Below are 24,577 nucleotides of genomic sequence, written 5' to 3'. Positions count from 1 at the left end.
ACCATGACCAGCTCAGCGGATTCCGAGAACGACCTGTCCTGGCTCCGCGGTACGCGAGTGCTGGTCGCCGGAGGGCGGGTGTCCGGTCAAGCGACCATCGAACCTCTCGTCGCTCTTGGTGCTGTCGTGACGGTCGCCGATTCGACCTTGGACTTCGCGGAGCGCTGCGCCGAGCTCGGCGCGGACATGGTGACCACCACCTCGATCGAGGATGCTCCGGATTCGATCACCGAGTACGGGCTCGTCGTCACCAGTCCGGGCTTTCGGCCCGATGCACCGATCCTTGCAGCGGCCGCCGGTCACGGGATTCCCATCTGGGGAGACGTCGAGTTCTCGTGGCGCGTCGACCACAGCGGGCACTTCGGCGGTCCCCGTAAGTGGCTCGTCGTGACGGGGACGAACGGCAAGACCACGACGACGTCGATGCTGGCGTCGATTCTCGACGCCGCCGGAGTTGTCGGCCGAGCCTGCGGGAACATCGGGCTTCCGATACTCGACGCACTCGCCGAGACGTCGCCGCGCGTGGAGTACCTCGCTGTCGAACTGTCGTCTTTCCAATTGCACTGGGCGCCTTCGGTGCGTCCGGATGCCGGCGTCGTCCTCAATGTCGCCGAGGATCACCTCGACTGGCACGGCGGAATGAGCGCGTACGCCGAGGCAAAGTCGCGGGCGCTGAGTGGAAAGGTCGCGGTGGTCGGCCTCGATGACGCAATCGCTTCCGAACTGGGAACTCGCGCAACTGCAGACATTGTCACCGGGTTCAGATTGGGTGAACCGGGCGAAGGAGAACTGGGTGTCGAAGCGGGACACCTCGTGGACAACGCTTTCGGCGATCACGTCCGCCTGGCCGAAGCAGCTTCCATAGATCCGGCCGGCCCGGCAGGCGTCATGGACGCGCTGGCCGCTGCCGCTTTGGCGCGGGCACTCGGATTCGAGGCCGACGTCGTCGAACGCGGTCTGGCCGCACACAAGGTCGGCCCACACCGAGGGGCCCTGGTCGGTCGTGTCGGGTCCGTTGTGTACATCGACGATTCCAAGGCCACCAATCCGCACGCAGCCAGGCCGTCGATACTCGCGCACGACCGCGTCGTCTGGGTTGCAGGCGGTCTGCTCAAGGGCGCAAGCGTCGAGCAGTTGGTGAGCGAAGTGGGACCGAGACTGTCCGGCGCCGTTCTTCTCGGCCGTGACGCCGGTGTGATCGAGGACGCGCTGGCGCGACACGCGCCCGATGTTCCCGTGGTGCACGTGCTGTCGGGGGACGATGAAGCGGTGAGCGAAAACAGCAGCAACTCGACTCTCACCATCCGGCTGCCGTCGGGTGCCGACGCGGATGCCGTCATGGCCGCAGTGGTCGTCGAAGCTGCCGAGTTGGCGTCCCCCGGTGATGCAGTTGTACTTGCCCCGGCCGCCGCGTCCTTGGACATGTTCGCCAGCTACGGACATCGTGGTGACAGTTTCGCCGCCGCCGTAGCCGCATTACCCGATCCGTTCACGGATTCGCCTGGCCAAGCCGGGAACTTGCGATGACCAAGGGTCCCAAGACCCGAATCGGTGCCTGGTTGGCGCGGCCGTTGGCGTCGTTCCACCTGGTGGTGACGATTGCCACGATGTTGACTGTCTTGGGGCTCGTGATGGTTCTGTCGGCGTCGAGCGTCGAGCAGTACGTGTCCGGTGGCTCGGCATATTCGTTGTTCACCCAGCAGTTGATCTTCGCGATTCTCGGGGCGGTGCTCTTCTACGTCGCGCTGCGGATCCCGGCGAGAGTGCTCCGGCAGTATTCGTTTCCGCTGTTCGTCGTCGTGCTGATCATGCTGGTACTCGTCCTGATTCCGGGAATCGGCACCGAAGCGCAGGGTGCGCGTCGCTGGTTCAACGTCGGTGGATTCTCGGTGCAACCATCGGAAATCATGAAGGTCGCCTTGGCGATCTGGGGCGCGCATCTGTTGGCCTCGAGGCGTCCGGACGACCGATCCGTGAAGTCGATCCTGATTCCGCTCGTGCCCGCTGCGATGCTGGTCTTCGCCTTGGTCGTCGCGCAGCCGAACCTCAGTACGACCATCGCACTGGGAATCATCGTCGGGGCCTTGCTGTGGTTCGGTGGGCTTCCACTGAAACTCTTCGGCTCGATAGCGCTGACAGGCGTTGTCGGCGCCGCTGTCCTGGCCATGACGGCCGGGTATCGATCCGACCGAGTCCAGGCCTTCTTCAACAAGAGCGATGACCTGCAGGGCAACAACTATCAGGCCAAGCAGGCCTTGTATTCGCTCGCAGACGGCGGCTTTTTCGGTCGCGGACTCGGGCAGAGCGTCGCCAAATGGAACTACCTACCGAACGCGCACAACGACTTCATCTTCGCGATCATCGGCGAAGAGCTGGGATTTGTCGGCTGCGCTGTGGTGATCGGTTTGTTCGCTGTATTCGTGTACACGGGATTGCGGATCGCAGCCCGCAGCATCGATCCGTTCTGGCGGCTCCTGTCGGCCACCGCAACTACCTGGATCGTCGGCCAGGCGATGATCAACATCGGTTACGTCATCGGACTGCTACCGGTGACCGGACTCCAGTTGCCCTTGGTCTCCGCCGGTGGTTCGTCCTTGGCGATCACGCTGTTCATGTTCGGGGTCATCGCCAATGCAGCGCGCCACGAGCCAGAAGCAGTTGCCGCTCTGAACTCCGGGCAGGACGGCAAGATCTCGAAGTTGCTCAGACTGCCCAAGCCGGTGCTGTACCACCCGCCGTCAGGGGGCCGGCCTATCCGTCGACCGAAGCCCGCACGACAGATCGAACCGGCACGCGGACGCGACGGCCGGCGCGCGATCGAGACGGGCGATCGACGCAAGCGGGCAGATCAAGGCGCTCGCCCTTCCTCGGATTCCAACCGAGGTGCGGCCGCTGGGTCACGGAAGCGCACCGCGGGAGGGCAGAATGGTCAGCGTCGGCAGGCGCCGACACGTAGGGCACAAGATCCACGAGAAGTTCGAGAGCGAGGAATTCGTAGGTGAGCGGCAACAAATCGGCTCTGTCGGTAGTGGTGGCAGGGGGAGGCACGGCTGGTCACATCGAACCCGCACTTGCGGTCGCGGACGCGGTCAAGGCCGCTCAGCCCGACACCAGGATCACCGCACTCGGGACAGCACGTGGTCTCGAAACCACCTTGGTGCCTGCCCGCGGGTACATACTCGAGCTCATTCCGCCGGTTCCGCTTCCTCGTAAGCCCACGATGGATCTCGTCAAACTGCCGACACGCATCCTCGCCTCGGTGCGCAAGACCCGTGAGGTACTCGATTCCGTCGACGCCGACGTGATCGTCGGTTTCGGTGGTTACGTCGCGCTTCCGGCGTATCTTGCCGCACGTGGCGGTGTTCTTCGGCGCCGCCGCAAGATTCCGATCGTCATCCACGAGGCGAACGCCAGTGCCGGCATCGCGAACAAGATCGGTGCTCGCCTGGCGACGCGGGTGCTTGCTGCTGTTCCGGGTTCCGGAGTGAAGAACCGCGGCGATCAGGACGCCGAGATCGTCGGCATCCCGGTTCGCGCGTCGATCGCCAATTTCGATCGAGCGGGACTCCGCTCGCAAGCTCGCGAGTACTTCGGACTGCCTCAGGACGGTCCCGTTCTGCTCGTCTTCGGCGGATCGCAAGGCGCGAAGTCGCTCAACGACGCGGTGTCCGGAGCAGCGGAAGAACTGGCGAAGGCCGGGATCTCGGTCCTTCACGCACACGGACCCAAGAACTCCCTCGAGGTCACGCAGTACTCGGAGACGGCACCGTATGTGGCTGTACCTTATCTTTCGCGGATGGATCTCGCGTATGCCGCAGCCGACGCGACGATCTGTCGTTCGGGCGCGATGACGGTCGCCGAGGTCTCGGCGGTCGGACTACCGGCCGTTTACGTTCCGCTGCCGCACGGCAACGGTGAACAGGAACTCAACGCGAAACCCGTTGTCGCAGCTGGCGGCGCGATCATCGTCTCCGACAACGAGCTCACGCCGACGTTCGTCGCCGGCACCGTCGTCCCGATGCTGAGCGACAGCGCGCGTCTCGACAAGATGAGCAGTGGCGCTGCCAATGTCGGGCACCGCACGGCGGCAACAGAGATCGCACGGATCGTGCTCGACATCGCGGCAAAGGAAAACGCCGTCCAGGAAAATGCAAGGGGAAACCGATGACCGCGCTGCCCGCCCACCTCGAGCGAGTACACATGGTCGGAATCGGCGGTGCCGGTATGTCCGGCATCGCTCGAATTCTGCTTTCCCGCGGGGGCCTTGTCTCGGGTTCGGACGCCAAGGAGAGCCGAGGAGTCCTGGCGCTTCGTGCACGCGGGGCACAGGTCCGGATCGGCCACGACGCCGATGCTCTCGACCTGCTGCCAGGTGGACCGACCGTCGTCGTCACGACGCACGCAGCTATCCCGAAGGACAACCCGGAACTCGTCGAGGCCGCTCGCCGCGGAATCCCGGTGATTCTTCGGCCGGCTGTCCTTGCATCACTCATGCAGGGCAATCGCACGTTCCTGGTTTCGGGTACACACGGCAAGACGTCGACGACGTCGATGCTCGTGGTCGCCCTGCAGCACTGCGGTTTCGACCCCTCGTTTGCCGTTGGCGGCGAACTCAACGAGGCGGGCACGAATGCCCATCACGGCAGCGGTGACGTCTTTGTCGCCGAGGCCGACGAGAGCGACGGGTCGCTGCTTCAGTACGACCCCAACGTGATCGTCGTGACCAACATCGAGGCCGATCACCTCGACTACTTCGGCAGCGTCGAAGCGTATGTGAAGGTGTTCGACGATTTTGTCGACAAGCTACGTCCGGGTGGACTTCTGATTGCTTGCCTCGACGATCCGGGATCTGCGGATCTCGCGAAGCGAATCGTGGCCTCGGGTCGTTCGGACATCCGTGTGCTCGGTTACGGATCAGCGGATGCGCAGGAAGTAGAAGCGGGCACTGCCTTCGAACCTGTCGACGGCGTCGAGGTCGGAGTCCGACTACTGGGCTTCCATGCACACGACGTCGGGGGAGTCCTGCAGTTCCAACTGGCCGGCGAGAGCGCCGCGCGAACCGTGCGGATGGCAGTGCCGGGTCGGCACATGGCGCTCAACGCACTTGCCGCCCTGCTGGCCGCCCGTGATGCGGGCGCCGAGACCGAGGAGATCGTCGAGGGGCTCGCCGGATTCGGTGGCGTCCACCGCCGCTTCCAGTTCACCGGCCGCGAGCGCGGTGTCCGGGTGTTCGACGACTACGCCCACCATCCGACCGAAGTTCGCGCGGTTCTCGGCGCGGCCGCGGATCTGGTTCGACCGGAAGATGATTCGTCGTCGACCAATTCGGCAGCCGGACGTGTGATCGTGGTCTTCCAACCTCACCTCTATTCGCGCACAGCGGCATTTGCCGTGGAGTTCGCGCAGGCACTGGACTTGGCCGACGAGGTAGTGGTTCTCGATGTCTACGGTGCTCGCGAAGAGCCGATGCCGGGAGTCAGCGGTGCGCTTGTCGCTCAATCGGTCACCAAACCTGTTCACTATCAACCCGATCTGTCGCAGGCACCGAAGCAGGTGGCGGCGTTGGCTCACCCCGGCGACATCGTCATCACGATGGGCGCCGGTGACGTGACCATGCTCGGCAAACAGATCCTCGATGCTTTGCGTTCGGCGCCGCATCCCGCGCCGCGATGACACCCGACGCACGAAGTCGTCGCGGGCGTCGAGATCCTCAGGCCAGGCGAGCCACCAGTACGCGTCGGCGCAGTACTCGCACCGAATCGCGATACTCGACGCGGTCGACGGAGCCGGCTCCCGAACCCACGCCGACTCGTAAGTGGTTCAAGCGACCGCTGATCGTGGCACCGCTGGCAATCGTGCTGGTGGTGGGAATTGCGCTGACGGCCTGGTTGTCTCCGGTGCTCTCGGTCCGGGGCACCGAAGTTCTCGGTGCGACGACGGTCAGTGAGGAACAGATCCTTTCGCTCCTGGCAGTACCGACCGGTCAGCCGTTGATGCGGGTCGACACCGGTGCGGCAGCCGCACGTGTAGCGACGATTCCGAAGGTGGCCTCCGCCCGAGTGCAGCGGATGTATCCGTCGACCATTCGCGTCACCGTGACCGAACGGGTACCGGTTGTCTTCGTCGACTCACCCGAGGGGGCACACCTGCTGGACGAGAAGGGTGTCGACTTCGAGATGGGCGTCCCGCCGCCGGGGGTTCCGCGTCTGGTGACACCGACGCCGGGATGGAACGACGAGCCGACGCTTGCCGCGCTCGAGGTGTTGTCGGTGTTGCCGCCGGATCTGAGATTTCAGGTGGGAGAGGTTGCCGCTCGGTCGATTTCGAGTGTCACGCTGACTCTGCTCGACGGTCGCGTCGTAAACTGGGGCGGTGTCGAGCACTCGGATCGTAAGGCTGCCGTGACGCTTCCTCTGTTGACTCAACCGGGGCAGACGTACGACGTGTCCAGTCCTGATCTTCCGACGGTCCGATAGCGCACGGTGCACCCGTGCGCCGGTGCGTGGCAAATACTTCGGTGTGTCTCGGCGCGCCTAATGGCGGAACGCGACGACGGTGCATAGCGTTTCGTTTCAGATCGAATACTTGACATAACTCTAACCCTGTGGTTGAGGTTTAGAGTTTATCTCGAACACCAGCAGTAACAAATACACCAGCAGTTACAAATACAGCAGCAGTAAAAAGACAGCAGCACTGACAAACAGCGTGAAACACGACACGGAAGGCGAGAGCCGATGACGCCCCCGCACAACTACCTCGCCGTAATCAAGGTCGTCGGCATCGGCGGCGGCGGCGTGAACGCAGTCAACCGCATGATCGAACAGGGACTCAAGGGAGTCGAGTTCATCGCGGTCAACACGGACGCGCAAGCCCTTCTGATGAGTGACGCCGACGTCAAGCTCGACGTCGGTCGTGAATTGACCCGTGGCCTCGGCGCCGGTGCTGACCCTGAAGTGGGTCGCAAGGCAGCCGAAGATCACAAGGACGAGATCGAAGAGGTCATCAAGGGCGCCGACATGGTGTTCGTGACCGCAGGCGAGGGTGGTGGCACCGGAACCGGTGGTGCCCCTGTCGTGGCAAGCATCGCCCGGAAGCTGGGCGCACTCACCGTCGGCGTCGTGACTCGGCCGTTCTCCTTCGAGGGCAAGCGTCGTGGGGGACAGGCGGATACCGGAATCCAGGCGCTCCGCGAGTCCTGCGACACGCTGATCGTCATTCCCAACGATCGCCTGCTCCAGCTGGGTGACGCGGCCGTCAGCCTCATGGACGCCTTCCGCAGCGCCGACGAGGTTCTCCTCAACGGTGTCCAGGGCATCACCGACCTCATCACCACTCCGGGTCTGATCAACGTCGACTTCGCGGACGTCAAGGGTGTCATGTCCGGTGCAGGCAGTGCGTTGATGGGCATCGGATCCTCACGTGGTGAGGGACGCGCGATCAAGGCGGCGGAATCTGCGATCAATTCGCCTCTCCTCGAAGCGTCGATGGAAGGCGCCCGCGGCGTGCTCCTGTCGATTGCCGGCGGTAGCGATCTGGGTCTGTTCGAGATCAACGAGGCGGCTTCGCTGGTGCAGGAAGCCGCGCACATCGACGCCAACATCATCTTCGGAACGGTCATCGACGATTCACTCGGTGACGAGGTTCGTGTGACGGTCATCGCTGCGGGATTCGACGGAGGAGCTCCGGCTCGTCGTCCCGTGGAGTCGACCGCACAGGGACGTGGAGCTATCGGCGCCGGGCGCGCGGGTGAGGTCGGCCGGTCACCGGTGGCCGCCGAACCTGCTGGCGAGCAGCCGATTTCCGCAGCGCGCGAGACGACGGGTTCGGGTAGCTTGCCTCCGATCGGTGGCCCACGCCATGCGCCGGTCCAGGAAGACGAGGGCGACGACGACGTCGATGTGCCTGTCTTCATGCGTCGCTGACGCAGGGCTACAAACAGTTTCGAGAACAGGGTGCCCGGAATTTCTGGGTACCCTGTTCTTGACTGGATGTCCGGTCACGTCTGAGCCGGACGACAACTTTCGACGTTTGTGAGCACACTTATCTTGAGTACCGAGAAGTCGACCACCCGCACCCGCATTCGCCGCGTCGTGACCAGCCGAGCCGGTGGTGTTTCCGCGTCGCCGTACGAGTCGTTCAATCTCGGCGATCACGTCGGAGACGATCCGGCAGCCGTCGAGGTGAATCGCCGTCGTCTGGCACGCGAAATAGGCGTCGAGCCTGACCATCTCGTGTGGATGGAACAGATCCACTCGCGCAACGTCACTGTCGTGACGGAACCGACCGACGAAGTGATTCCCGTGACGGACGCTCTGGTCACCACCGTTCCCGGCCTGGCGCTCGCCACCCTCAGCGCAGACTGTGTTCCCGTTCTGCTCTCCGACGAGGAGGCCGGTGTGATCGCGGCAGTTCATGCGGGACGGATCGGTGCCCGCATCGGTATCGTCCCGCGTGTCCTCGCGGAGATGGTGCGACAGGGCGCGGACGTCTCACGTATCGGTGCCTTCCTCGGCCCGGCAGCGAGCGGACGCCAGTACGAGGTTCCCGCCGCGATGCGTGCGGACGTGGAAAAGCACTTGCCGGGCAGCGCAACTCGCACCGAGAAGGGCACGCCGGGACTCGATCTGCGTGCGGGACTGCGTAAGCAGCTGCTCGCCGCGGGTGTGTCCGGTGTTGCCGAGGACCCGCGGTGCACGATCGAGGATCGCGCGTTGTTCAGTCATCGCCGAGAATCTCTGACCGGGCGTCAAGCTGCAGTGATCTGGATGGAAGCGCCCGCAGCGCAGGAAACCGTCTAGGCAGAAATGCGCCAGACGGATATGCGGCTGACAGAAATATCGACGGCACTCGACTCGGTGCGTGCGCGGCTGGCGGCCGCCTGCCTTGCCGCCGGTCGTGAAGTTTCCGACGTAGCACTGCTGCCAGTTACCAAATTCTTTCCGGCGTCCGACGCCCGAATCCTGTACGAACTGGGTTGCCGTGAATTCGGTGAGTCTCGTGAGCAGGAAGCAGTGGAGAAGGTCGCGGACTTCGACGGCGCTGCTCAGAGCGGCGCGATCGACGATCCGGTTCGTTGGCACATGATCGGGCAGTTGCAGCGCAACAAAGCGCGTTCGGTAGCGAAGTGGGCCTACGCAATTCACTCGGTGGACAGTGCACGACTGGCCGATGCACTCGATCGGGCGGCGCTCGGAGCTTTGTCCGACGGGGAGCGTAAAGCGCCGCTGCGGGTGCTCATCCAGGTAAGTCTCGACGGAGACCCTGCGCGTGGCGGAGTTCCCACGGGAGAGCTAACTCCTCTCGCCGAGCGGATCGAATCAGCCGAAGGTCTCGAATTTGCGGGACTGATGGCCGTCCCGCCACTTGGATCAGATCCGGACGAGCAGTTCGAAATCCTCCGCAGGGCACATCTTTTGATTCTCGAATCGCATCCTCGGGCAACCGAACTCTCGGCTGGCATGACCGGTGATCTGGAGGCCGCAGTGCGCCACGGATCAACGTGCGTGCGTGTCGGAACCGCACTGCTCGGCTCACGACCAGTAATCTCGAGGTGATCGCTCAGGTGATCGCCCAACCCGTCCACACCGCTGCGACCGGTCGCAGTCGGATTGATTCCGCCGCGCCAAGGAAGGTCGATCAATGAGCAACCTGCATAAGTTCAAGGCTTACTTCGGCATGGTTCCCCTCGATGACTACGAGGACGAATACGTGGAGGAGCCCGATCAGGCTCGCCGCGCACCCCGTCGTAGTCACGACGGCTATGCCGAGCGCGACGACCGCGAGTTCGTCGAACCTGCCTTCTCGAAGGCGAGCTACGCGCCCAGTCGTCGTGACGAAGAGGACGCGGAGTTCGATCGCTACGATTCCCGGCCCCGCGTCGACACCGTTCCCAGCCGCAGTAGCCGCCCGGCGATGGCGCCGCGTCCGACAAGCCGTGGAAACCTCGCGGTCGACGCCCGTGCAGAGCGTCCCGAAGCGCGACGTGCGCCTGTTGTCGATGACGGCGGCCCGCTCGCCAAGATCACGACACTGCGTCCGCAGAGCTACGCAGAGGCCCGCACCATCGGTGAGCGGTTCCGCGACGGCACTCCCGTCATCATGGATCTGGTCGACATGAGCAACGCCGACGCGAAGCGTCTGGTCGATTTCGCGGCCGGCCTGGCGTTCGCATTGCGTGGTTCTTTCGACAAGGTAGCCACCAAAGTGTTTCTTCTCTCACCGGCTGACATCGACGTTTCCGCCGAGGAACGCCGTCGTATCGCGGAGACGGGTTTCTACAGCCAGAAATGATGGTCTCGACCGCAGTCCGGCCCCTGAGCAGGGGTGACGTGAGCACATTCGAACGGCGGCCCGTCTCGGCGGACGCCGCATTCGGACCCATCGCCGGCCGTTACAAGACGGACTCGATGCGGGCCGGTTCCGGAATTGCTGCGGTGTGTCTGTTTTGGACACACCGCAGAAGTCAGGCAGAGTGAGGGTGTGGACGCGCTTCTCTCTGTGATCTATCTGGTGCTGGTTGTCTTCTGGCTGTTGCTGATCGGCAGAGTGATCGTCGAGTTCGTTCGTTCGTTTGCCAGAGATTGGCGACCGACCGGATTGGTCGCAGTCATTCTCGAAACCATTTTTACGATCACCGATCCTCCGGTGAAACTGCTCCGCAGGTTGATCCCCCCGATCAACCTCGGTGGAGTTCGCTTGGATCTATCCATCATGGTCTTGCTTTTCATCGTCATCATCCTGATGTCGGTTGTTCGCTGAGCGCAGTCCGAGTGAGTGGTATGCCAGAATGGAAGCCATAACTCATCCGGTGGTTCGCCACTACGTAGACTGTGTTGCAACTGAATGCTTGCTAGACCGCCAAATGACGCGTGAAGGGATCCTTCCATGCCGCAACTGACTCCAGCTGACGTGCACAACGTTGCGTTCAGCAAGCCGCCTATCGGCAAGCGTGGCTACAACGAGGACGAGGTCGACGCATTCCTCGACCTCGTCGAGCAGGCGCTGTCGCAGCTCATCGAAGAGAATGCGGACCTGCGCCAGCGCGTAGGTGAGCTGGATCAGGAGCTCGCGGCTGCCAAGAAGTCGCCGGCACCTGCTCAGCAGGCAGCACCCGTCGCAGCGCAGCCCAAGCCGGAGCCCGCTCGGGTTGTCGAACCGCCCAAGCCTGCACCCGTTGCAGCTCCGGTTCCCGCCGCCGCTGCCGTTGCAGCGCCGCAGAGTGGCGACACCCACATGCAGGCCGCGAAGGTCCTCGGACTGGCTCAGGAGATGGCGGATCGCCTCACCAACGATGCCAAGACCGAATCCGAGCAGCTGCTCGGCAGTGCTCGCACCAACTCCGAGCAGCTCATGAGCGAGGCTCGCAGCAAGGCCGACGGCATGATCGCGGATGCGCGCAACAAGTCGGAGGCAATGCTGACCGACGCTCAGACTCGCTCCGAGACCCAGCTTCGCCAGGCTCAGGAGAAGGCAGACGCTCTCAAGGCAGACGCCGAGAAGAAGCACACCGAAATCATGGCGACCATCAACCAGCAGCGTTCGGTCCTCGAGGGCCGTATCGAGCAGCTCAAGACGTTCGAACGTGAGTACCGGGTGCGCCTGAAGTCCTACCTGGAATCGCAGCTCGAAGAGCTCGAACAGCGTGGCTCGGCCGTTCCGGTCGACGGTGGACAGGATTCCTACAGCCCGTCCTTCGCCAAGGGAAACAGCTGACCGAGAGCGCCTCGTCGGCTCAGCTATCGGACCGGACAAAGGTTGATACGTGCTGGTCGTGACGTTGGTTCTCGCGGGAGTTGGCTTCGCTCTCCTGATCGTTGCCCTGACCACAGGGTCGCTGATCTGGGCGTGGGCATGTATCGCGATTTGTGTAGCAGGTGCCGTCCTCCTGCTGGTCAGTGCGCTGACCAGCAGGAAGGCGGTTCCTTCGTTGGATGACCCGATGTCGGGCAGCGGCGTGTCGTCGCCTTACGGTCGAGTCGAGAGTTCCTCGGATTCCTCGACCGATGATGCAGCTACTGCCAACGACGACAATCAGGGAAACCACGGCGGGTCGCCGGGTGCCCCCGACAAGACCTAGGGCGAGTTCCGACAAGGTCCAGGACGAGTATTAGACTGTCCAACACGAATACCAGGCTGTGATCCGGCAATCACCGGGGAGCTTTCGGAAGAACGGTTGTCGACGCTTTCGTACGTGTCGAGGACCCAGTAGAACCGAACGGGTGAGCCCGTCACAGCTCGATCGAGTGGCAGCTCGAGATCCGGTGTGAAAGCACGGATCTGCGGGGTGCAAACGGGGTGGTACCGCGGTGTCGGCGCACAAGCGTCACGTCGTCCCCGTGCCGAGTCCGACTGGCACGAGGAGATCGCCATGGCGAGTAACGGGTATCCCAAAGTCGACTACGGTGTCCCCGCCGACACCGGAGTCAAGTTCCCCGAACTGGAACAGAAAGTCCTGAAACAGTGGGACGACGACGACACCTTCCGTGCGTCGGTTTCCAATCGGGACGGTAACGAAGAGTTCGTTTTCTACGACGGACCGCCATTCGCAAACGGTTTGCCGCACTACGGCCACTTGCTGACGGGGTACGTCAAGGACCTGGTGCCGCGCTTCCAGACAATGCGTGGACGCAAGGTCGAACGACGCTTCGGCTGGGATTGCCACGGCCTTCCGGCAGAGCTCGAAGCGGAGAAGCAGCTCGGCATCAAGGACAAGGCCGAGATCGAAGTCATGGGTCTGGCCAAGTTCAACGAGTACTGCAAGGCCTCGGTGCTCAAGTACACCGACGAGTGGCGTGACTACGTCACCCGCCAGGCGCGCTGGGTCGATTTCGACAACGACTACAAGACCCTGGACGTCGACTTTATGGAGTCCGTCATGTGGGCCTTCAAGGAGCTGCACGACAAGGGCCTGATCTATCAGGGCTTCCGTGTGCTGCCCTACAGCTGGTACGAGCAGACTCCACTGTCCAATCAGGAGACTCGCCTCGACGATGCGTACAAGATGCGTCAGGATCCTGCAGTCACGGTCGACATGCCGCTGGTCGCTCCGGGTTCACCCCTCGACGGCGCAAACGCGATCATCTGGACCACGACTCCGTGGACACTGCCGTCCAACTTGGCCACTGCGGTTCATCCCGAGGTCGACTACGTCCAGGTGCTCGGCGAGGACGGAAAGCGGTACGTGCTCGCAGAAGCACGGGTAGCTCATTACGCACGTGAGCTGGGGGAGGACCCCGAGGTCGTTTCCCGTCACAAGGGCGCCGAGCTGGTCGGACTGTCGTACACTCCGCCGTTCGACTTCTTCCTCGGACATCCGAATGCGCACGTCGTGCTCTCGGCGGACTACGTGACAACCGACTCCGGAACCGGAATCGTCCACCTCGCACCGGCTTTCGGTGAAGAGGATATGGACGTGGCCACGGCCAACGGTATCGAGGTCGTACAGCCGCTCGATCCGGGTGGAAAGTTCACCTCGATGGTTCCGCCGTACGAGGGTCTGATGGTGTTCGACGCCAACCCTGTCATCATCAAGGACCTCAAGGCTGCCGGAAAGCTGCTGCGGCACGAGACGATCGAGCACTCGTACCCACACAGTTGGCGCAGTGGGCAGCCGCTGATCTACATGGCGGTTCCCTCGTGGTTCGTCGCGGTCACCAAGTTCCGAGATCGCATGGTCGAGCTGAACAAGGACATCACGTGGGTGCCCGAGCACATCCGTGACGGTCAGTTCGGCAAGTGGCTCGAAGGTGCACGAGACTGGAACATCAGCCGAAACCGTTACTGGGGCAGCCCGATCCCGGTGTGGGTGTCGGACGATCCGCAGTACCCGCGTACGGACGTGTACGGATCGCTCGATCAGTTGGAGGCAGACTTCGGCGTGCGGCCGACCGATCTGCATCGCCCGATGATCGACGACCTGGTCCGCCCGAACCCCGACGACCCGACCGGGAAGTCGATGATGCGCCGCGTTCCCGAGGTGCTCGACTGCTGGTTCGAATCCGGTTCGATGCCGTACGCGCAGGTGCACTACCCATTCGAGAACCGTGAATGGTTCGAGGGCCATTTCCCGGGCGATTTCATCGTCGAGTACAACGGGCAGACTCGCGGCTGGTTCTACACGCTGCACGTGCTGGCAACCGCACTCTTCGATCGTCCGGCGTTCAAAACCGTTGCTGCGCACGGCATCGTGCTCGGTGACGACGGACTGAAGATGAGCAAGTCCAAGGGCAACTACCCGGACGTGAAGGAGGTGTTCAACCGCGACGGCAGCGATGCCATGCGCTGGTTCCTGATGTCTTCGCCGATCTTGCGCGGCGGAAACCTCATCGTGACCGAGCAGGGCATCCGCGAAGGCGTACGTCAGGCGTTGCTCCCGCTGTGGAACGCCTGGAGCTTCCTGCAGTTGTACGCGCCGGAATCCGGTGTGTGGCGTACCGATTCGGAGAACATCCTCGATCAGTACATCCTGGCCAAGCTCGCTACCACCCGCGACGTGATCACCGAGGCCCTCGAGGTCAACGACATCGCCGGCGCGTGCGACGAGCTTCGGTTGTTCTGTGATGCGCTCACCAACTGGTATGTGCGACGGTCTCGTTCGCGGTTCTGGGACGAGGATCGCGACGCGATCGACACCCTGCACACAGTGCTCGAGGTCGTGACGCGTCTCGCTGCGCCGCTGTTGCCGCTGGTGTCCGAGGTGATCTGGCGCGGGTTGACCGGGGAGCGCTCGGTTCACCTGGCTGATTGGCCGGAGGCGTCGGAGCTCCCCGCGAACCCCGAGCTGGTAGCGGCGATGGACGACGTCCGGACCGTGTGCTCCACGGTGCTGAGCCTGCGCAAGGCGCAGAATCTGCGAGTTCGTCTTCCGCTGCCCGAGGTCACGGTTGCGGCGCCGGATGCCGAGCGTCTGCGTCCGTTCCTCGGACTGATTGCCGACGAGGTCAACGTCAAGAAGGTCGATCTGACCGATGACGTCGACGTGCACGGGCGCTTCGAGATCGCGGTCAACGCGCGTGCTGCAGGACCGCGTCTGGGCAAGTCCGTTCAGGCTGTCATCAAGGCGGTCAAGGCGGGCGACTGGACCGAGAACGCGGACGGCGTCGTAGTTGCGGCGGGCATCGAACTGCTGCCCGAGGAGTACACGCAGAAACTGGTTGCAGCCGAGCCTGATTCGACGGCGGCATTGCCAGACGGTGCGGGACTCGTCGTACTCGATTCCGTCGTGACGGAGGAACTCGAAGCCGAGGGCTGGGCGAAGGACCGTATCCGTCAGTTGCAGGATGCGCGTCGTGCCGCCGGTTTGGACGTCTCGGACCGGATCAACGTCGTACTCGAGGTTCCGCAGGACTGCAAGGAGTGGGCGGAGCGTCATCGCGAATTGATCGCCGGTGAGGTTCTGGCCACCTCGTTCTCGGTGGGTGAAGCGGGAGACGACGCCGTCGATCTCGGTGACGGTATCCGCGCCGCGATCACGAAGGTTTAATACCGCCGTAACTACTCCGGCTCCCCGATGAATGTCTGTATGTCGGGGTGCCGGAGTAGTTTGCTCTCATGAGTACGAGCAAGGAAACCGTGGCGCGCATTCTCGAGCAGTTGGAACCGCTCGACGTGCGGGCAAGGGCGATGTTCGGCGAGTACGGATTGTATTGCGACGAGAAGGTCGTGGGCTTGATCTGCGGAGACGTTCTGTTCGTCAAACCCACCGAGGTCAGTGCGGAGTTCGGATCAGAGGCGGATCTGGCGCCGCCGTACCCGGGAGCGAAGGATTACTACCGGGTGACGGAGGACCGGTTGCAGGACCTCGATCACCTGCACGCCTTCATTCAACGGACTGCCGACGTACTACCCCTGCCGAAGAAGAAGTCGCCCAAGAAGAAGGCGCGGACGTAAATTCTGCACCTACTTTTGAGAGAACCGTAACGCCCGATGAATCAAGGTGATCCCACACGAAGTCGCAGGTGGGTGCTGCATCTCGACATGGATGCGTTTTTCGCTTCCGCCGAGCAGTTGACTCGTCCCACGCTGCGAGGTCGGCCGGTGCTGGTCGGCGGCTTGGGCGGGCGCGGAGTGGTGGCCGGGGCAAGTTACGAAGCGAGAGTTTTCGGTGCGCGTTCGGCGATGCCGATGCACCAAGCACGCCGGATGGTCGGTGGCGGAGCGGTGGTATTGCCACCGCGGATGTCGTTGTATTCGGTTCTGAGTAAACGCACCTTCGACGCGTTGCGCCTTCGTATGCCGATCCTCGAGCAATTGTCGGTGGACGAGGCCTTCGGCGAACCAGTGGAATTGGCCGGAGTCGGCGCCGACGAGGTCCGCGCGTTTTGCGAGGACCTGCGGGCGTTGATCAAAGCCGAGACCGGGTTGGTCGCCTCGATCGGTGCCGGCGCAGGTAAGCAGGTCGCCAAGATCGCGTCGGGACTGGCAAAGCCCGACGGCGTCGCAGTGATTCCTCCCGGGATGCAGCACGAGTTGCTCGATCCTCTTCCGGTGCGAAAGCTGTGGGGGATCGGTCCTGTTGCCGAGGAAAAGCTCAAGCGTCTCGGAATCGAAACCATCGGAGGGTTTGCCCGCACTCCCATAGCGGAGGTGGCGTCGATACTCGGAACCACTGTCGGACCGGGGTTGCATCGGCTCGCGCAGGGGATCGACGATCGGCCGGTCGCCGAGCGTGCCGAATCCAAGCAGATCAGCGCGGAATCCACGTTCGCCGCAGACATCGTCACGATGGCACAATTGCGCGCGGCCGTCGAAAGTAGTGGTCGCGCAGCATTTTCCAGGCTGGAGAAGGACGGAAGAGCAGCTCGCACCGTCGTACTGAAGCTCAAGAAGTCCGATATGAGCATTCTGACGCGATCCGTGACGTTGCCGTTTGCCACCATCGACCGCCAAATCCTTGTCGCGACTGCGCAGAAACAGGTCATCGACCCGCAGGAATTGGGGCCGATTCGCCTCGTCGGTGTGGGATTCGCCGGTTTGTCCACCGTTCGGCAAGGATCACTTTTTCCCGAGTTGGATCAGGATGTTCCCGGCTATCCGGTCGAGACTCTCACGGGCGCCCTCGATGAGGCCGAACTCGACGTTCCGGTGGCCGCACGCGTCCCTCAGCGCTACTGGCACCCTGGTTTGGACGTGAAGCATCCAGAATACGGACACGGTTGGGTGCAAGGCGCCGGGCACGGAGTGGTGACAGTTCGCTTCGAAACCCGTTCCAGCGGAACGGGAATAGCCAAAACCTTCGCCGAATCGGATGAGGTGCTCGAGGTAGCAGATGCGGTCGACAGCCTTCTCTGAGGATGTCCTTAGACTTTTTCCGCTTACCGTTGGGTAATGTTGTCGACGATCCTCGAGCAAGCACGATGTTCGACTGACGCTCGAATGTGAACACCCGAATGGATAGGACTGAGAAGTTGAAGCTTCAGAAGATGACCGTTGCAGCCGTGGCGATCGCAGCAGCCCTGACGATGACCGCTTGTGGCTCGGATGACAAGACCGACTCACCCACCACGACGTCCAAGAGTGCGACGGCCACCACCAGCACCACGGACGTTGCAGCTCCCGAGCTCCCGACGTCTGCTGAGCTCAACGGCAAGGTCGCCCAGGCACTCGACGAGACCGTTCCGGCCGCAGACAAGGTCAACCTCGTCCAGGGCGCCGAGCAGGATCCCGAGCTGATCAACCAGGTCGCCGCTGCCGCCAAGGCTGCCGGCGCGCAGGTCGAGATCCTCGACCCGGTCACCGACACGGGTAGCGAGACGGCCGCAGCTTCGCTGAACATCGTCGTCAACGGCCAGCCGCTGCAGCAGGGTCTGCAGGCTTCGTTCGTCTACGAGGACGGCGTCTGGAAGCTCTCGAAGACCACCGCTTGCCAGATCGTCGGCGTTGCAGGTCTCACCTCGCCTGCTTGCGCTGCTTGATCTCTGCGCAACACCTGAAACACCAGAGTGGCCGTCGACCCCCGAAAGGGAGTCGGCGGCCGCTCTTCATGCAGTGATCGTCGTCAGTGATGGAATCCCTCGGTGACGCGTGGCCGCGGCATCGGGCTGTCGAGTTCGTCGAGGAACGCGGTTTCCTCTTCGATGATGCGCAGCAGATTGGCTGCCAGGTCCATGCTCAGTCCGTTACGAACCACGATGCGCTGCACTGTCAGATCCGAGAGATCGTCCGGCATGGGATAGGCCGGCACCAACCAGCCCTTGCCCCGCAGCCGGTCGGACAGGTCGTACAGCGTCCAGTTGGACGTGTGGCCCTCGGCGAGGCGCCACGCGAAGACCGGGATGTCGGAACCGTCGTTCCACAATTCGAAGGCGTCGAGCTTCCCGATTCCTTCGGCGAGGAATTTCGCCACGTCCTGTGAGGACTGCTGGATCGCGCGATAGCCGTCGTGGCCGAGACGCAGGAACAAGTAGAACTGCAAGATCACCTGAGCACCGGGCCGCGAGAAGTTCAGCGCGAAGGTCGGCATACTGCCGCCGAGGTAGCTCACCTTGAACACGAGGTCGTCGGGAAGTAGATCCTGCGACCGCCAGACCACCCAGCCGAGGCCGGGATAGACGAGTCCGTACTTGTGCGCCGAGGTGTTGATGGAGTGCACGCGCGGGAGCCGGAAATCCCATTCGAGTTCCGGCTGTAGGAACGGGGCGATCATTGCGCCGGAAGCGCCGTCGACGTGGATGGGAACGTCGAGTCCCGTCTTTTCCTGGATCGCGTCGAGTGCCTTCGAGATTTCCAGGACCGGCTCGTACATCCCGGTGTACGTGACACCCATGATCGCGATTACGCCGATGGTGTTCTCGTCGACGTACTCGTCCAGATCGTGACCGTCGAGGGTCCGGTGTTCCTCGCTGATCGGCACGTAGCGCGCCTCGACGTCCCAGTAGTTGCAGAATTTCTCCCAGCACACCTGGACGGCGGAACTCATGATGAGATTTGGTTTTTCGGTGGACTTCCCCGCGGCTTTTCGTGCGTGCTGCCAGCGTCGTTTCATCGCCAGGCCACCGAGCATGCACGCCTCGGACGAACCGATCGTCGAGGTACCGATTGCGTCCTTGGGGGAGGGCGAGTGCCAGAGGTCGGCAAGGATGCGCCAGCAATAGGTTTCGATCGCGGCGGTCTGTGGATACTCGTCCTTGTCGATCATGTTCTTGTCGAACGACTCGGCATACAGTTTGGTGGCGTGATCGTCCATCCACGTGCTGACGAACGTCGCGAGATTGAGCCGCGCATTGCCGTCGAGCATCGTTTCGTCGTGGACGATCTGATACGCGGTCTCGGGAAGCATGCCGTCGGGTTCGAGTGTGTACTTCGATGCAACCGAATCCTCGCCAGGCCTCGAGAAGATCGGATTGACGGCTACGTAATCGGTGTGATCTGACCTTCTGGGTTCCGGCATGAACTCTGGCTCCTCACATCAGTGTGTCGCGTTGGTCTGTTTCGTACCTACTCTCACCGTTCAGTGTGGACGGGCAGTTGTCAAAGGGTCTGTGGTCCCGAATCATTCGCGTAAGGCCGAGACGGGACTAATCCGCTCGTTGTCAGGGCGTTTGTGCGCGCAGGCGATCGGCGGCGGCCGATGCCATCGAGTGCAGCACGTCGGGGGCGATCGGACTCGGCGCAGTTGCGGACACCTGGGTCAACGTGGTCCCGACTGCGGCCACGATCGCATCGGCGACCAAGGTGAAACCGCCACTCTCCGTGATGATTCGGAAAGCGAAAGACGCGTCGCCGACGTTCGGTTGCGACGCTCCGCCGACGCGATAGGTGATTGTCGTTCCGTCGGCATCGGTTCCTGAATACTCCGCACACCCGGCCAGCGTGGTCTGAAGTTTCTCGAAAGCTGCTGCTGCCGCGGTGCCGTCGGCGTACGAAGCAGAGTCCTGATCGATGCTCGTGAAATCGGGGCCGGTGAACATGTCGGAGAGGTCGGCGACCGATCCGGGAGCCTGGGTGGCTATCGGCGCCAGAACCTGGGCGCAGACGGCGGGGTCGGTGCTCGACTTGTCCGCCTCCGAACTCTCCGGCGCCGGTGCGAGGCCGAGGTCGTCGACCGGGTCGGGAACTATGTCGAAGTCCGCAGGTAGTTCGGAGAGGGTGAGCGCGGCTCGTTGCAGCGCATCACGGTCGAGAGGTGCCCCGCTCAGCGATGCGGCCGGAGCAGCTGTGAACGGCGTCAAGCCGACCTGTGGGGCGGAAACCTGCGTAGTTGTGTCAGCACTAGGAGAGTCGTCCGAGCCGCAACCGGTGACGACGAACAGTGCCGCCGTTGCTGTCAGGCCCAGTGCGAGCGATCGGCGTGTCACGATTCCCACCGAATGCTGTTGGAGATGGTCTGCCGGATCACCGAGGAACTGTCCGGATCTCCGTACGCCTGGTCGCCGCCGACGGTCATCTGTCCGTCGATCGGCAAGGGGAGTGAGAGGTCGACGGTGAGGTTTCCGGAGCCGGCCATGACGTACTGATCGATGTTCAGCGTTCCGGCGTCACCGGCCAGGTTCCAGACCGGGCTCTGCGGGGTCTGCGATACGTCCACCGCGAGCGAAAGCCGATTGCCCTCCCGCGCGGTGAGCGTGACGGTGGTTGTCTGATCGAGCAGGATTTCACTGCTGACTTGTTGTCGAACCACCCAACGTGCGCCGACACCGACCGGAGCGTCGGGGAGTGCAACGGTCCGGTAGACCGCTTGGCCGAGCGCCTGTTCGATTGCAGCGCGGGCAGCATTGGCCGAGTTGGCGGACGGCTTCAACCGTAGGGCGGTGATGGCGCCCGAATCCGTGACCGACAATCCGGCCGCAGATCCGTCGGCCCCGCTCAGCGCTGCCTGCAGCGTTGCATCCGGCGAGGTCATCGACGACAGCGTCAGGTCTACGACAGCGGTGGGATCGTCAGCGGTCACGTTTGCCGAGAGCGGGATCGTGATCTCCGGCGAAGAGAAATCTTGTGCCGGCTGTTGATCGATCTGCTGACTCACGACCGCCTGGGTGACGAGCGTCGCCGTCTGCGTGGTGCCGACAGGCAAGTTCATGCGCAACACCTCGCGCGGTTCGCTTCCCGCATCGAGTACCTCGACGGTGGCGGCGGTCACCGGAACAGTGACTTCGCTCGGCGACGAGGTAGGTGTGGTGGGAGGTTGATCCGAGTCGCCGCAAGCGGTGAGAACGGTGGTGAGAGCGAGGGCAGCGAGGGCGAACGGAACTCGTCGGCCGGTCGTGGACAGCAGTGGCACGCGCTCCAGGCTAGCCGCAGTTGCAGAGTGCGTGACCCGGTGCGGTGAACATGAGGGATGATGGTTGCGTGAGTACAGACCACCCAGACCGAGATGTCAACGCGGAGGATCAGCCGATTACCGAAATCTCGAAGGCCGACGAGCCCGAAACCGTGAAACCGGAAGCCGTGAAATCGGAAGACGGTGACCTGGCGGTTGCGCCGGTCGCAAAGCCCCGCCGGCTGACCATGCTCATTGCCATCGCCGCTGTCATCCTGCTCTCGGACATTCTCACGAAGGTGTGGGCCGTCGCCGCGGTCAAGCCGGGGCAGCCGATCGAAATCATCGGTGACGTGGTCACATTCACGATGGTGCGCAATCCCGGTGCAGCGTTCTCGATGGCGACGTCGATGACGTGGATCCTCACCCTCGTCGCCATCGGTGTCGTCATCGGTGTGATCAAGATCGGTCGCACGCTCCGATCACCGTGGTGGGCGCTGGGTCTCGGCCTCGTGCTCGGCGGCGCGCTGGGTAACCTCGTCGACCGATTCTTCCGCTCTCCCGGAATCATGCGCGGACATGTGGTGGACTTCGTCTCCGTCGGTTGGTGGCCCGTGTTCAACATCGCGGATTCCGCGATCGTCTGTGGCGCGATCCTGCTTGTCGTACTGACTCTTTTCGGCTTCGAACCCAACGGTGAACGCCTGCGTGATCACAAGGCGGACGACAAGAAGCTCACCGAATCGAAGGCCGCAGCCGAGGGAGAAACCAAGTGAGGGAATCCCGTTCGATGCCCGTGCCCGACGGCCTCGACGCCATGCGGGTCGATGCCGGCCTCGCGCGCCTTCTCGGACTCTCGCGCACCGTGGTCGCGACACTCGCGGAAGAAGGCTCGGTACTCGTCGACGGTGTGGCGGTCGGCAAGTCCGATCGTCTGACCGCAGGGTCGTGGCTCGAGGTTGTCCTGCCCGAACCGCCGCGGCCCCTGACCATCGAGGCGACACCGGTCGAGGGGATGGAGATCCTCTACGCCGACGACGACGTCGTGGCAGTCGACAAGCCCGTCGGAGTTGCCGCGCACGCCAGCGTCGGGTGGACGGGACCGACCGTCATCGGCGGACTTGCCGCGGCCGGTTTCCGTATCTCGACGTCCGGTGCCCACGAGCGTCAGGGCATCGTTCACCGTCTGGACGTCGGAACGTCGGGTGTCATGGTGGTTGCCACCTCCGAGCGCGCATACACCTTGCTCAAGCGCGCTTTCAAGCAGCGGACCATCGACAAGCGCTACCACGCACTCGTGCAGGGACACCCCGACCCGAGCAGCGGAACCATCGACGCCCCGATCGGACGCCACCACGGGAACGACTGGCGGTTCACGGTCACGGCCGACGGCAAGCCCAGCGTCACGCACTACGACACCATCGAGGCGTTCCAGGCAGCGAGTCTGCTGGACGTGCACCTCGAAACCGGTCGCACACACCAGATCCGTGTCCACTTCTCGGCGTTGCGCCATCCGTGCTGCGGCGACCTGACCTACGGCGCGGACCCCCGACTTGCCGAGAGGCTCGGTCTCGAACGCCAGTGGCTGCACGCAGTCTCGCTCGGCTTCGCCCACCCGGCGGACGGTCGCTGGGTCGAGATCAAGAGCAAGTACCCGAAGGACCTCGAACACGCACTCGAAGTTCTCCGGTCCTCATGACACCGCGCGGGCTTACCCCCGCGCTGGCCGTCGTCGCGGTGGTGGTCGGTGTGGCGGCGGTGGTGGGCGTGGGGTTCGCGAATCCCGTGCTGACCCCGCCGATCACGACGGACACTCTCGGTCCGGACAGTGGGGAAGCTGTGCCGGACTACCTCGACCGAGCGCGAGATTCTGTCGCGTCGGTCGACGGGCCGGTGTGGGCGTTGGTCTCGTTCACGAAGGCACTCACCGTCGACGAGGTCATCACGTCGACCAGCAGTGTTCAGGTGCCGGGCGCTGAGGTCTCGGGCGTTCGCGTGTCCAGGGTCATGTTCCGAGTTCCGATCGAGCGCGTCCAGACGCCGCTCATGTCGGTGCCCGTGCCCGACAACGACGAAGCAGTGCGCAGAGCGCCCGGTGTTGCAGCCACGCGACTGATCTCGCTCGGCGGCGACACCGATCGTCAGCAACAGGTGGCGCTCGCGTCGGCGAAGCAATTGTCCGCCGGGTGCGCCTGCGCGGTGGGCGTGCTGGTGCGAGCTACTCCCGAAGGACTGGACGCGATTACACGTGAGTCGAATGTCCGTGCAGTGGAAGCATTGCCGTCCGACGCCTCGCCGTGGTTGGCGGCCGTCCGTCCCTTGCTGCCGGAGTACGTGGACGTCGTTGCTCCCGGCCCCGACGACGGCCCGGTCCCGTGAACTCCGGTTCCGTGAACTCCGGTTCTGTGAACAAGGACGGACGCGCTAGGTCCGGTTCGTCCTCGGGGATCCTCTACGGTGTGGCGGCGTTCCTGTTGTGGGGAACGTTCCCGGCATTCTTCGGACTACTCGACTTCGCCGATCCGGTCGAGATCCTTGCGCACCGAGTGGTGTGGACCCTTCTGTTGATGCTGATCGTGTTGGCCTTTGCCGGCCGCCTCGGATCGCTTCGCGGAATCAGCGCACGCACCTGGCTGCTGGTGACCGCGGCATCAGCGGCGATCGCGGTGAACTGGGGGACGTACATCTATGCCGTGGTGTCAGGTCGCGTCGTGGAGGCGGCCCTCGGGTACTTCATCAACCCGCTGGTCACTGTTCTGCTCGGCGTCGTGATCTTCCGCGAACGATTGCGCCGCGCTCAGATCGCCGCCCTCGTCCTCGCCGCCACGGCAGTTGTCGTGATCACGGTCGACTTCGGTAAACCGCCGATCGTCGCATTGGTGCTCGCCGGTTCGTTTGCCACCTACGGGCTGGTCAAGAAGGTGGTTCCGCTCGATCCCCGAACCAGTTTGACTGCCGAGGGAGTCGTCGCCGCACCCTTCGCGGTCGGCTACCTCGTGTTTCTCGGCCTGACCGGGGCCGGTGCCTTCATCAGCAGCGGCGCCGGACACAGCCTGTTGCTGCTTGCCGCCGGCCCGGTCACCGCACTGCCACTGCTCCTGTTCGGCGTTGCCGCTCAGCGAGTTCCCTTGGCGACGATGGGCATGCTGCAGTACCTCACCCCGGCGCTGCAGATGGCGTGGGGTGTGGCCGTCATGCACGAGGACATGCCGGCCTCACGCTGGATCGGCTTCGTTCTGATCTGGGCTGCGCTGGTGATCTTCACGACAGATACCTTCGTCGCCAGTCGACGTTCGCGGCGTTCGATGAGGTCGAGCGCCGAACCTGAGGTTCCGGTCACGTGATCGGAGGTGGCACACTGCGACTCCACGATGGCTGTCG

Annotated in this window: 23 protein-coding genes; 20 read left to right on the top strand and 3 right to left on the bottom strand. The window is 63.4% G+C overall.

Going from position 1 to position 24,577, the window contains the following annotated elements; all coding sequences use genetic code 11:
• Positions 1-3: 3 nt before the first annotated feature.
• From murD to FEZ59_RS00540, 16 genes are all read left to right on the top strand, one after another.
• Complete coding sequence (murD, locus tag FEZ59_RS00615; protein ID WP_021344561.1) at positions 4-1,527, top strand: UDP-N-acetylmuramoyl-L-alanine--D-glutamate ligase; 1,524 nt, start codon at positions 4-6, stop codon at positions 1,525-1,527.
• Positions 1,524-3,002, top strand: a complete 1,479-nt coding sequence (gene ftsW, locus FEZ59_RS00610; RefSeq protein ID WP_020908072.1) for a putative lipid II flippase FtsW — start codon at positions 1,524-1,526, stop codon at positions 3,000-3,002. The genes murD and ftsW overlap by 4 nt, the downstream gene beginning before the upstream one ends.
• The gene (gene murG, locus FEZ59_RS00605; RefSeq protein ID WP_021334090.1) at positions 2,999-4,168 is read left to right on the top strand and encodes an undecaprenyldiphospho-muramoylpentapeptide beta-N-acetylglucosaminyltransferase; all 1,170 of its coding nucleotides are present in this window, start codon (positions 2,999-3,001) and stop codon (positions 4,166-4,168) included. The genes ftsW and murG overlap by 4 nt, the downstream gene beginning before the upstream one ends.
• Positions 4,165-5,673 (top strand): UDP-N-acetylmuramate--L-alanine ligase, encoded by a 1,509-nt coding sequence (gene murC, locus FEZ59_RS00600; RefSeq protein WP_019748871.1) that lies wholly within the window; start codon positions 4,165-4,167, stop codon positions 5,671-5,673. Before murG ends, murC begins: the two co-directional genes overlap by 4 nt.
• Positions 5,670-6,476: an FtsQ-type POTRA domain-containing protein gene (locus tag FEZ59_RS00595; RefSeq protein ID WP_019748870.1), complete on the top strand. Its 807-nt coding sequence runs from the start codon at positions 5,670-5,672 to the stop codon at positions 6,474-6,476. Before murC ends, FEZ59_RS00595 begins: the two co-directional genes overlap by 4 nt.
• A 258-nt stretch (positions 6,477-6,734) precedes the next feature.
• A complete protein-coding gene (ftsZ, locus tag FEZ59_RS00590; protein ID WP_003941788.1) occupies positions 6,735-7,922 on the top strand; it encodes a cell division protein FtsZ in 1,188 nt (395 codons plus the stop codon).
• Positions 7,923-8,030: 108 nt separating this feature from the next.
• Positions 8,031-8,798 (top strand): peptidoglycan editing factor PgeF, encoded by a 768-nt coding sequence (gene pgeF / locus FEZ59_RS00585; RefSeq protein WP_134999719.1) that lies wholly within the window; start codon positions 8,031-8,033, stop codon positions 8,796-8,798.
• 6 nt (positions 8,799-8,804) lie between these two features.
• Complete coding sequence (locus FEZ59_RS00580) at positions 8,805-9,554, top strand: YggS family pyridoxal phosphate-dependent enzyme (RefSeq protein WP_019748868.1); 750 nt, start codon at positions 8,805-8,807, stop codon at positions 9,552-9,554.
• A gap of 85 nt (positions 9,555-9,639) precedes the next feature.
• On the top strand, positions 9,640-10,290 hold the full coding sequence (locus FEZ59_RS00575) for a cell division protein SepF (RefSeq protein ID WP_172932072.1): 651 nt from the start codon (positions 9,640-9,642) through the stop codon (positions 10,288-10,290).
• 189 nt (positions 10,291-10,479) lie between these two features.
• Positions 10,480-10,758 (top strand): YggT family protein, encoded by a 279-nt coding sequence (locus FEZ59_RS00570; RefSeq protein ID WP_003941780.1) that lies wholly within the window; start codon positions 10,480-10,482, stop codon positions 10,756-10,758.
• Positions 10,759-10,884: 126 nt separating this feature from the next.
• Positions 10,885-11,712, top strand: a complete 828-nt coding sequence (locus tag FEZ59_RS00565) for a DivIVA domain-containing protein (protein WP_003941722.1) — start codon at positions 10,885-10,887, stop codon at positions 11,710-11,712.
• Between the two features lie 49 nt (positions 11,713-11,761).
• The gene (locus FEZ59_RS00560) at positions 11,762-12,076 is read left to right on the top strand and encodes a hypothetical protein (RefSeq protein ID WP_021334087.1); all 315 of its coding nucleotides are present in this window, start codon (positions 11,762-11,764) and stop codon (positions 12,074-12,076) included.
• Between the two features lie 291 nt (positions 12,077-12,367).
• Positions 12,368-15,481, top strand: coding sequence for an isoleucine--tRNA ligase (gene ileS / locus FEZ59_RS00555; protein ID WP_172932071.1), 3,114 nt, complete (start codon positions 12,368-12,370; stop codon positions 15,479-15,481).
• A 68-nt stretch (positions 15,482-15,549) separates the two neighbouring features.
• Entirely contained in the window at positions 15,550-15,888 is a 339-nt protein-coding gene (locus tag FEZ59_RS00550; RefSeq protein WP_019748864.1) for a TfoX/Sxy family protein, read from the top strand.
• Between the two features lie 36 nt (positions 15,889-15,924).
• Positions 15,925-17,289: a DNA polymerase IV gene (locus FEZ59_RS00545; protein WP_019748863.1), complete on the top strand. Its 1,365-nt coding sequence runs from the start codon at positions 15,925-15,927 to the stop codon at positions 17,287-17,289.
• 131 nt (positions 17,290-17,420) lie between these two features.
• Positions 17,421-17,912 carry a hypothetical protein gene (locus FEZ59_RS00540; RefSeq protein ID WP_228117853.1) on the top strand — a complete coding sequence of 164 codons (492 nt, stop codon included), beginning with the start codon at positions 17,421-17,423 and terminating at the stop codon, positions 17,910-17,912.
• A gap of 83 nt (positions 17,913-17,995) precedes the next feature.
• Here the strand turns inward: FEZ59_RS00540 and FEZ59_RS00535 are convergent, their stop codons facing one another.
• From FEZ59_RS00535 to FEZ59_RS00525, 3 genes are all read right to left on the bottom strand, one after another.
• Positions 17,996-19,387 carry a glutamate decarboxylase gene (locus tag FEZ59_RS00535; RefSeq protein WP_060938912.1) on the bottom strand — a complete coding sequence of 464 codons (1,392 nt, stop codon included), beginning with the start codon at positions 19,385-19,387 and terminating at the stop codon, positions 17,996-17,998.
• Between the two features lie 142 nt (positions 19,388-19,529).
• Positions 19,530-20,294 (bottom strand): sensor domain-containing protein, encoded by a 765-nt coding sequence (locus tag FEZ59_RS00530; protein WP_346343209.1) that lies wholly within the window; start codon positions 20,292-20,294, stop codon positions 19,530-19,532.
• A complete protein-coding gene (locus FEZ59_RS00525) occupies positions 20,291-21,217 on the bottom strand; it encodes a hypothetical protein (RefSeq protein WP_019748859.1) in 927 nt (308 codons plus the stop codon). Before FEZ59_RS00525 ends, FEZ59_RS00530 begins: the two co-directional genes overlap by 4 nt.
• 167 nt (positions 21,218-21,384) lie before the next feature.
• Here FEZ59_RS00525 and lspA point away from each other — a divergent pair, with 167 nt between their 5' ends.
• The 4 genes from lspA to rarD are packed head-to-tail and all read left to right on the top strand — an operon-like array spanning position 21,385 to position 24,540.
• Positions 21,385-21,972 carry a signal peptidase II gene (lspA, locus tag FEZ59_RS00520; protein WP_230091214.1) on the top strand — a complete coding sequence of 196 codons (588 nt, stop codon included), beginning with the start codon at positions 21,385-21,387 and terminating at the stop codon, positions 21,970-21,972.
• On the top strand, positions 21,969-22,895 hold the full coding sequence (locus FEZ59_RS00515; RefSeq protein ID WP_007733161.1) for an RluA family pseudouridine synthase: 927 nt from the start codon (positions 21,969-21,971) through the stop codon (positions 22,893-22,895). Before lspA ends, FEZ59_RS00515 begins: the two co-directional genes overlap by 4 nt.
• Positions 22,892-23,575, top strand: a complete 684-nt coding sequence (locus FEZ59_RS00510; RefSeq protein ID WP_172932069.1) for a hypothetical protein — start codon at positions 22,892-22,894, stop codon at positions 23,573-23,575. Before FEZ59_RS00515 ends, FEZ59_RS00510 begins: the two co-directional genes overlap by 4 nt.
• Positions 23,576-23,601: 26 nt before the next feature.
• Positions 23,602-24,540: an EamA family transporter RarD gene (gene rarD, locus FEZ59_RS00505; protein ID WP_047890087.1), complete on the top strand. Its 939-nt coding sequence runs from the start codon at positions 23,602-23,604 to the stop codon at positions 24,538-24,540.
• Positions 24,541-24,577: the final 37 nt, after the last annotated feature.

This window comes from Rhodococcus sp. MS13 (genome assembly GCF_013277835.1).
GTDB lineage: Bacteria > Actinomycetota > Actinomycetes > Mycobacteriales > Mycobacteriaceae > Rhodococcus_F > Rhodococcus_F erythropolis.
This window is presented reverse-complemented; position numbering and strand designations above follow the sequence as displayed.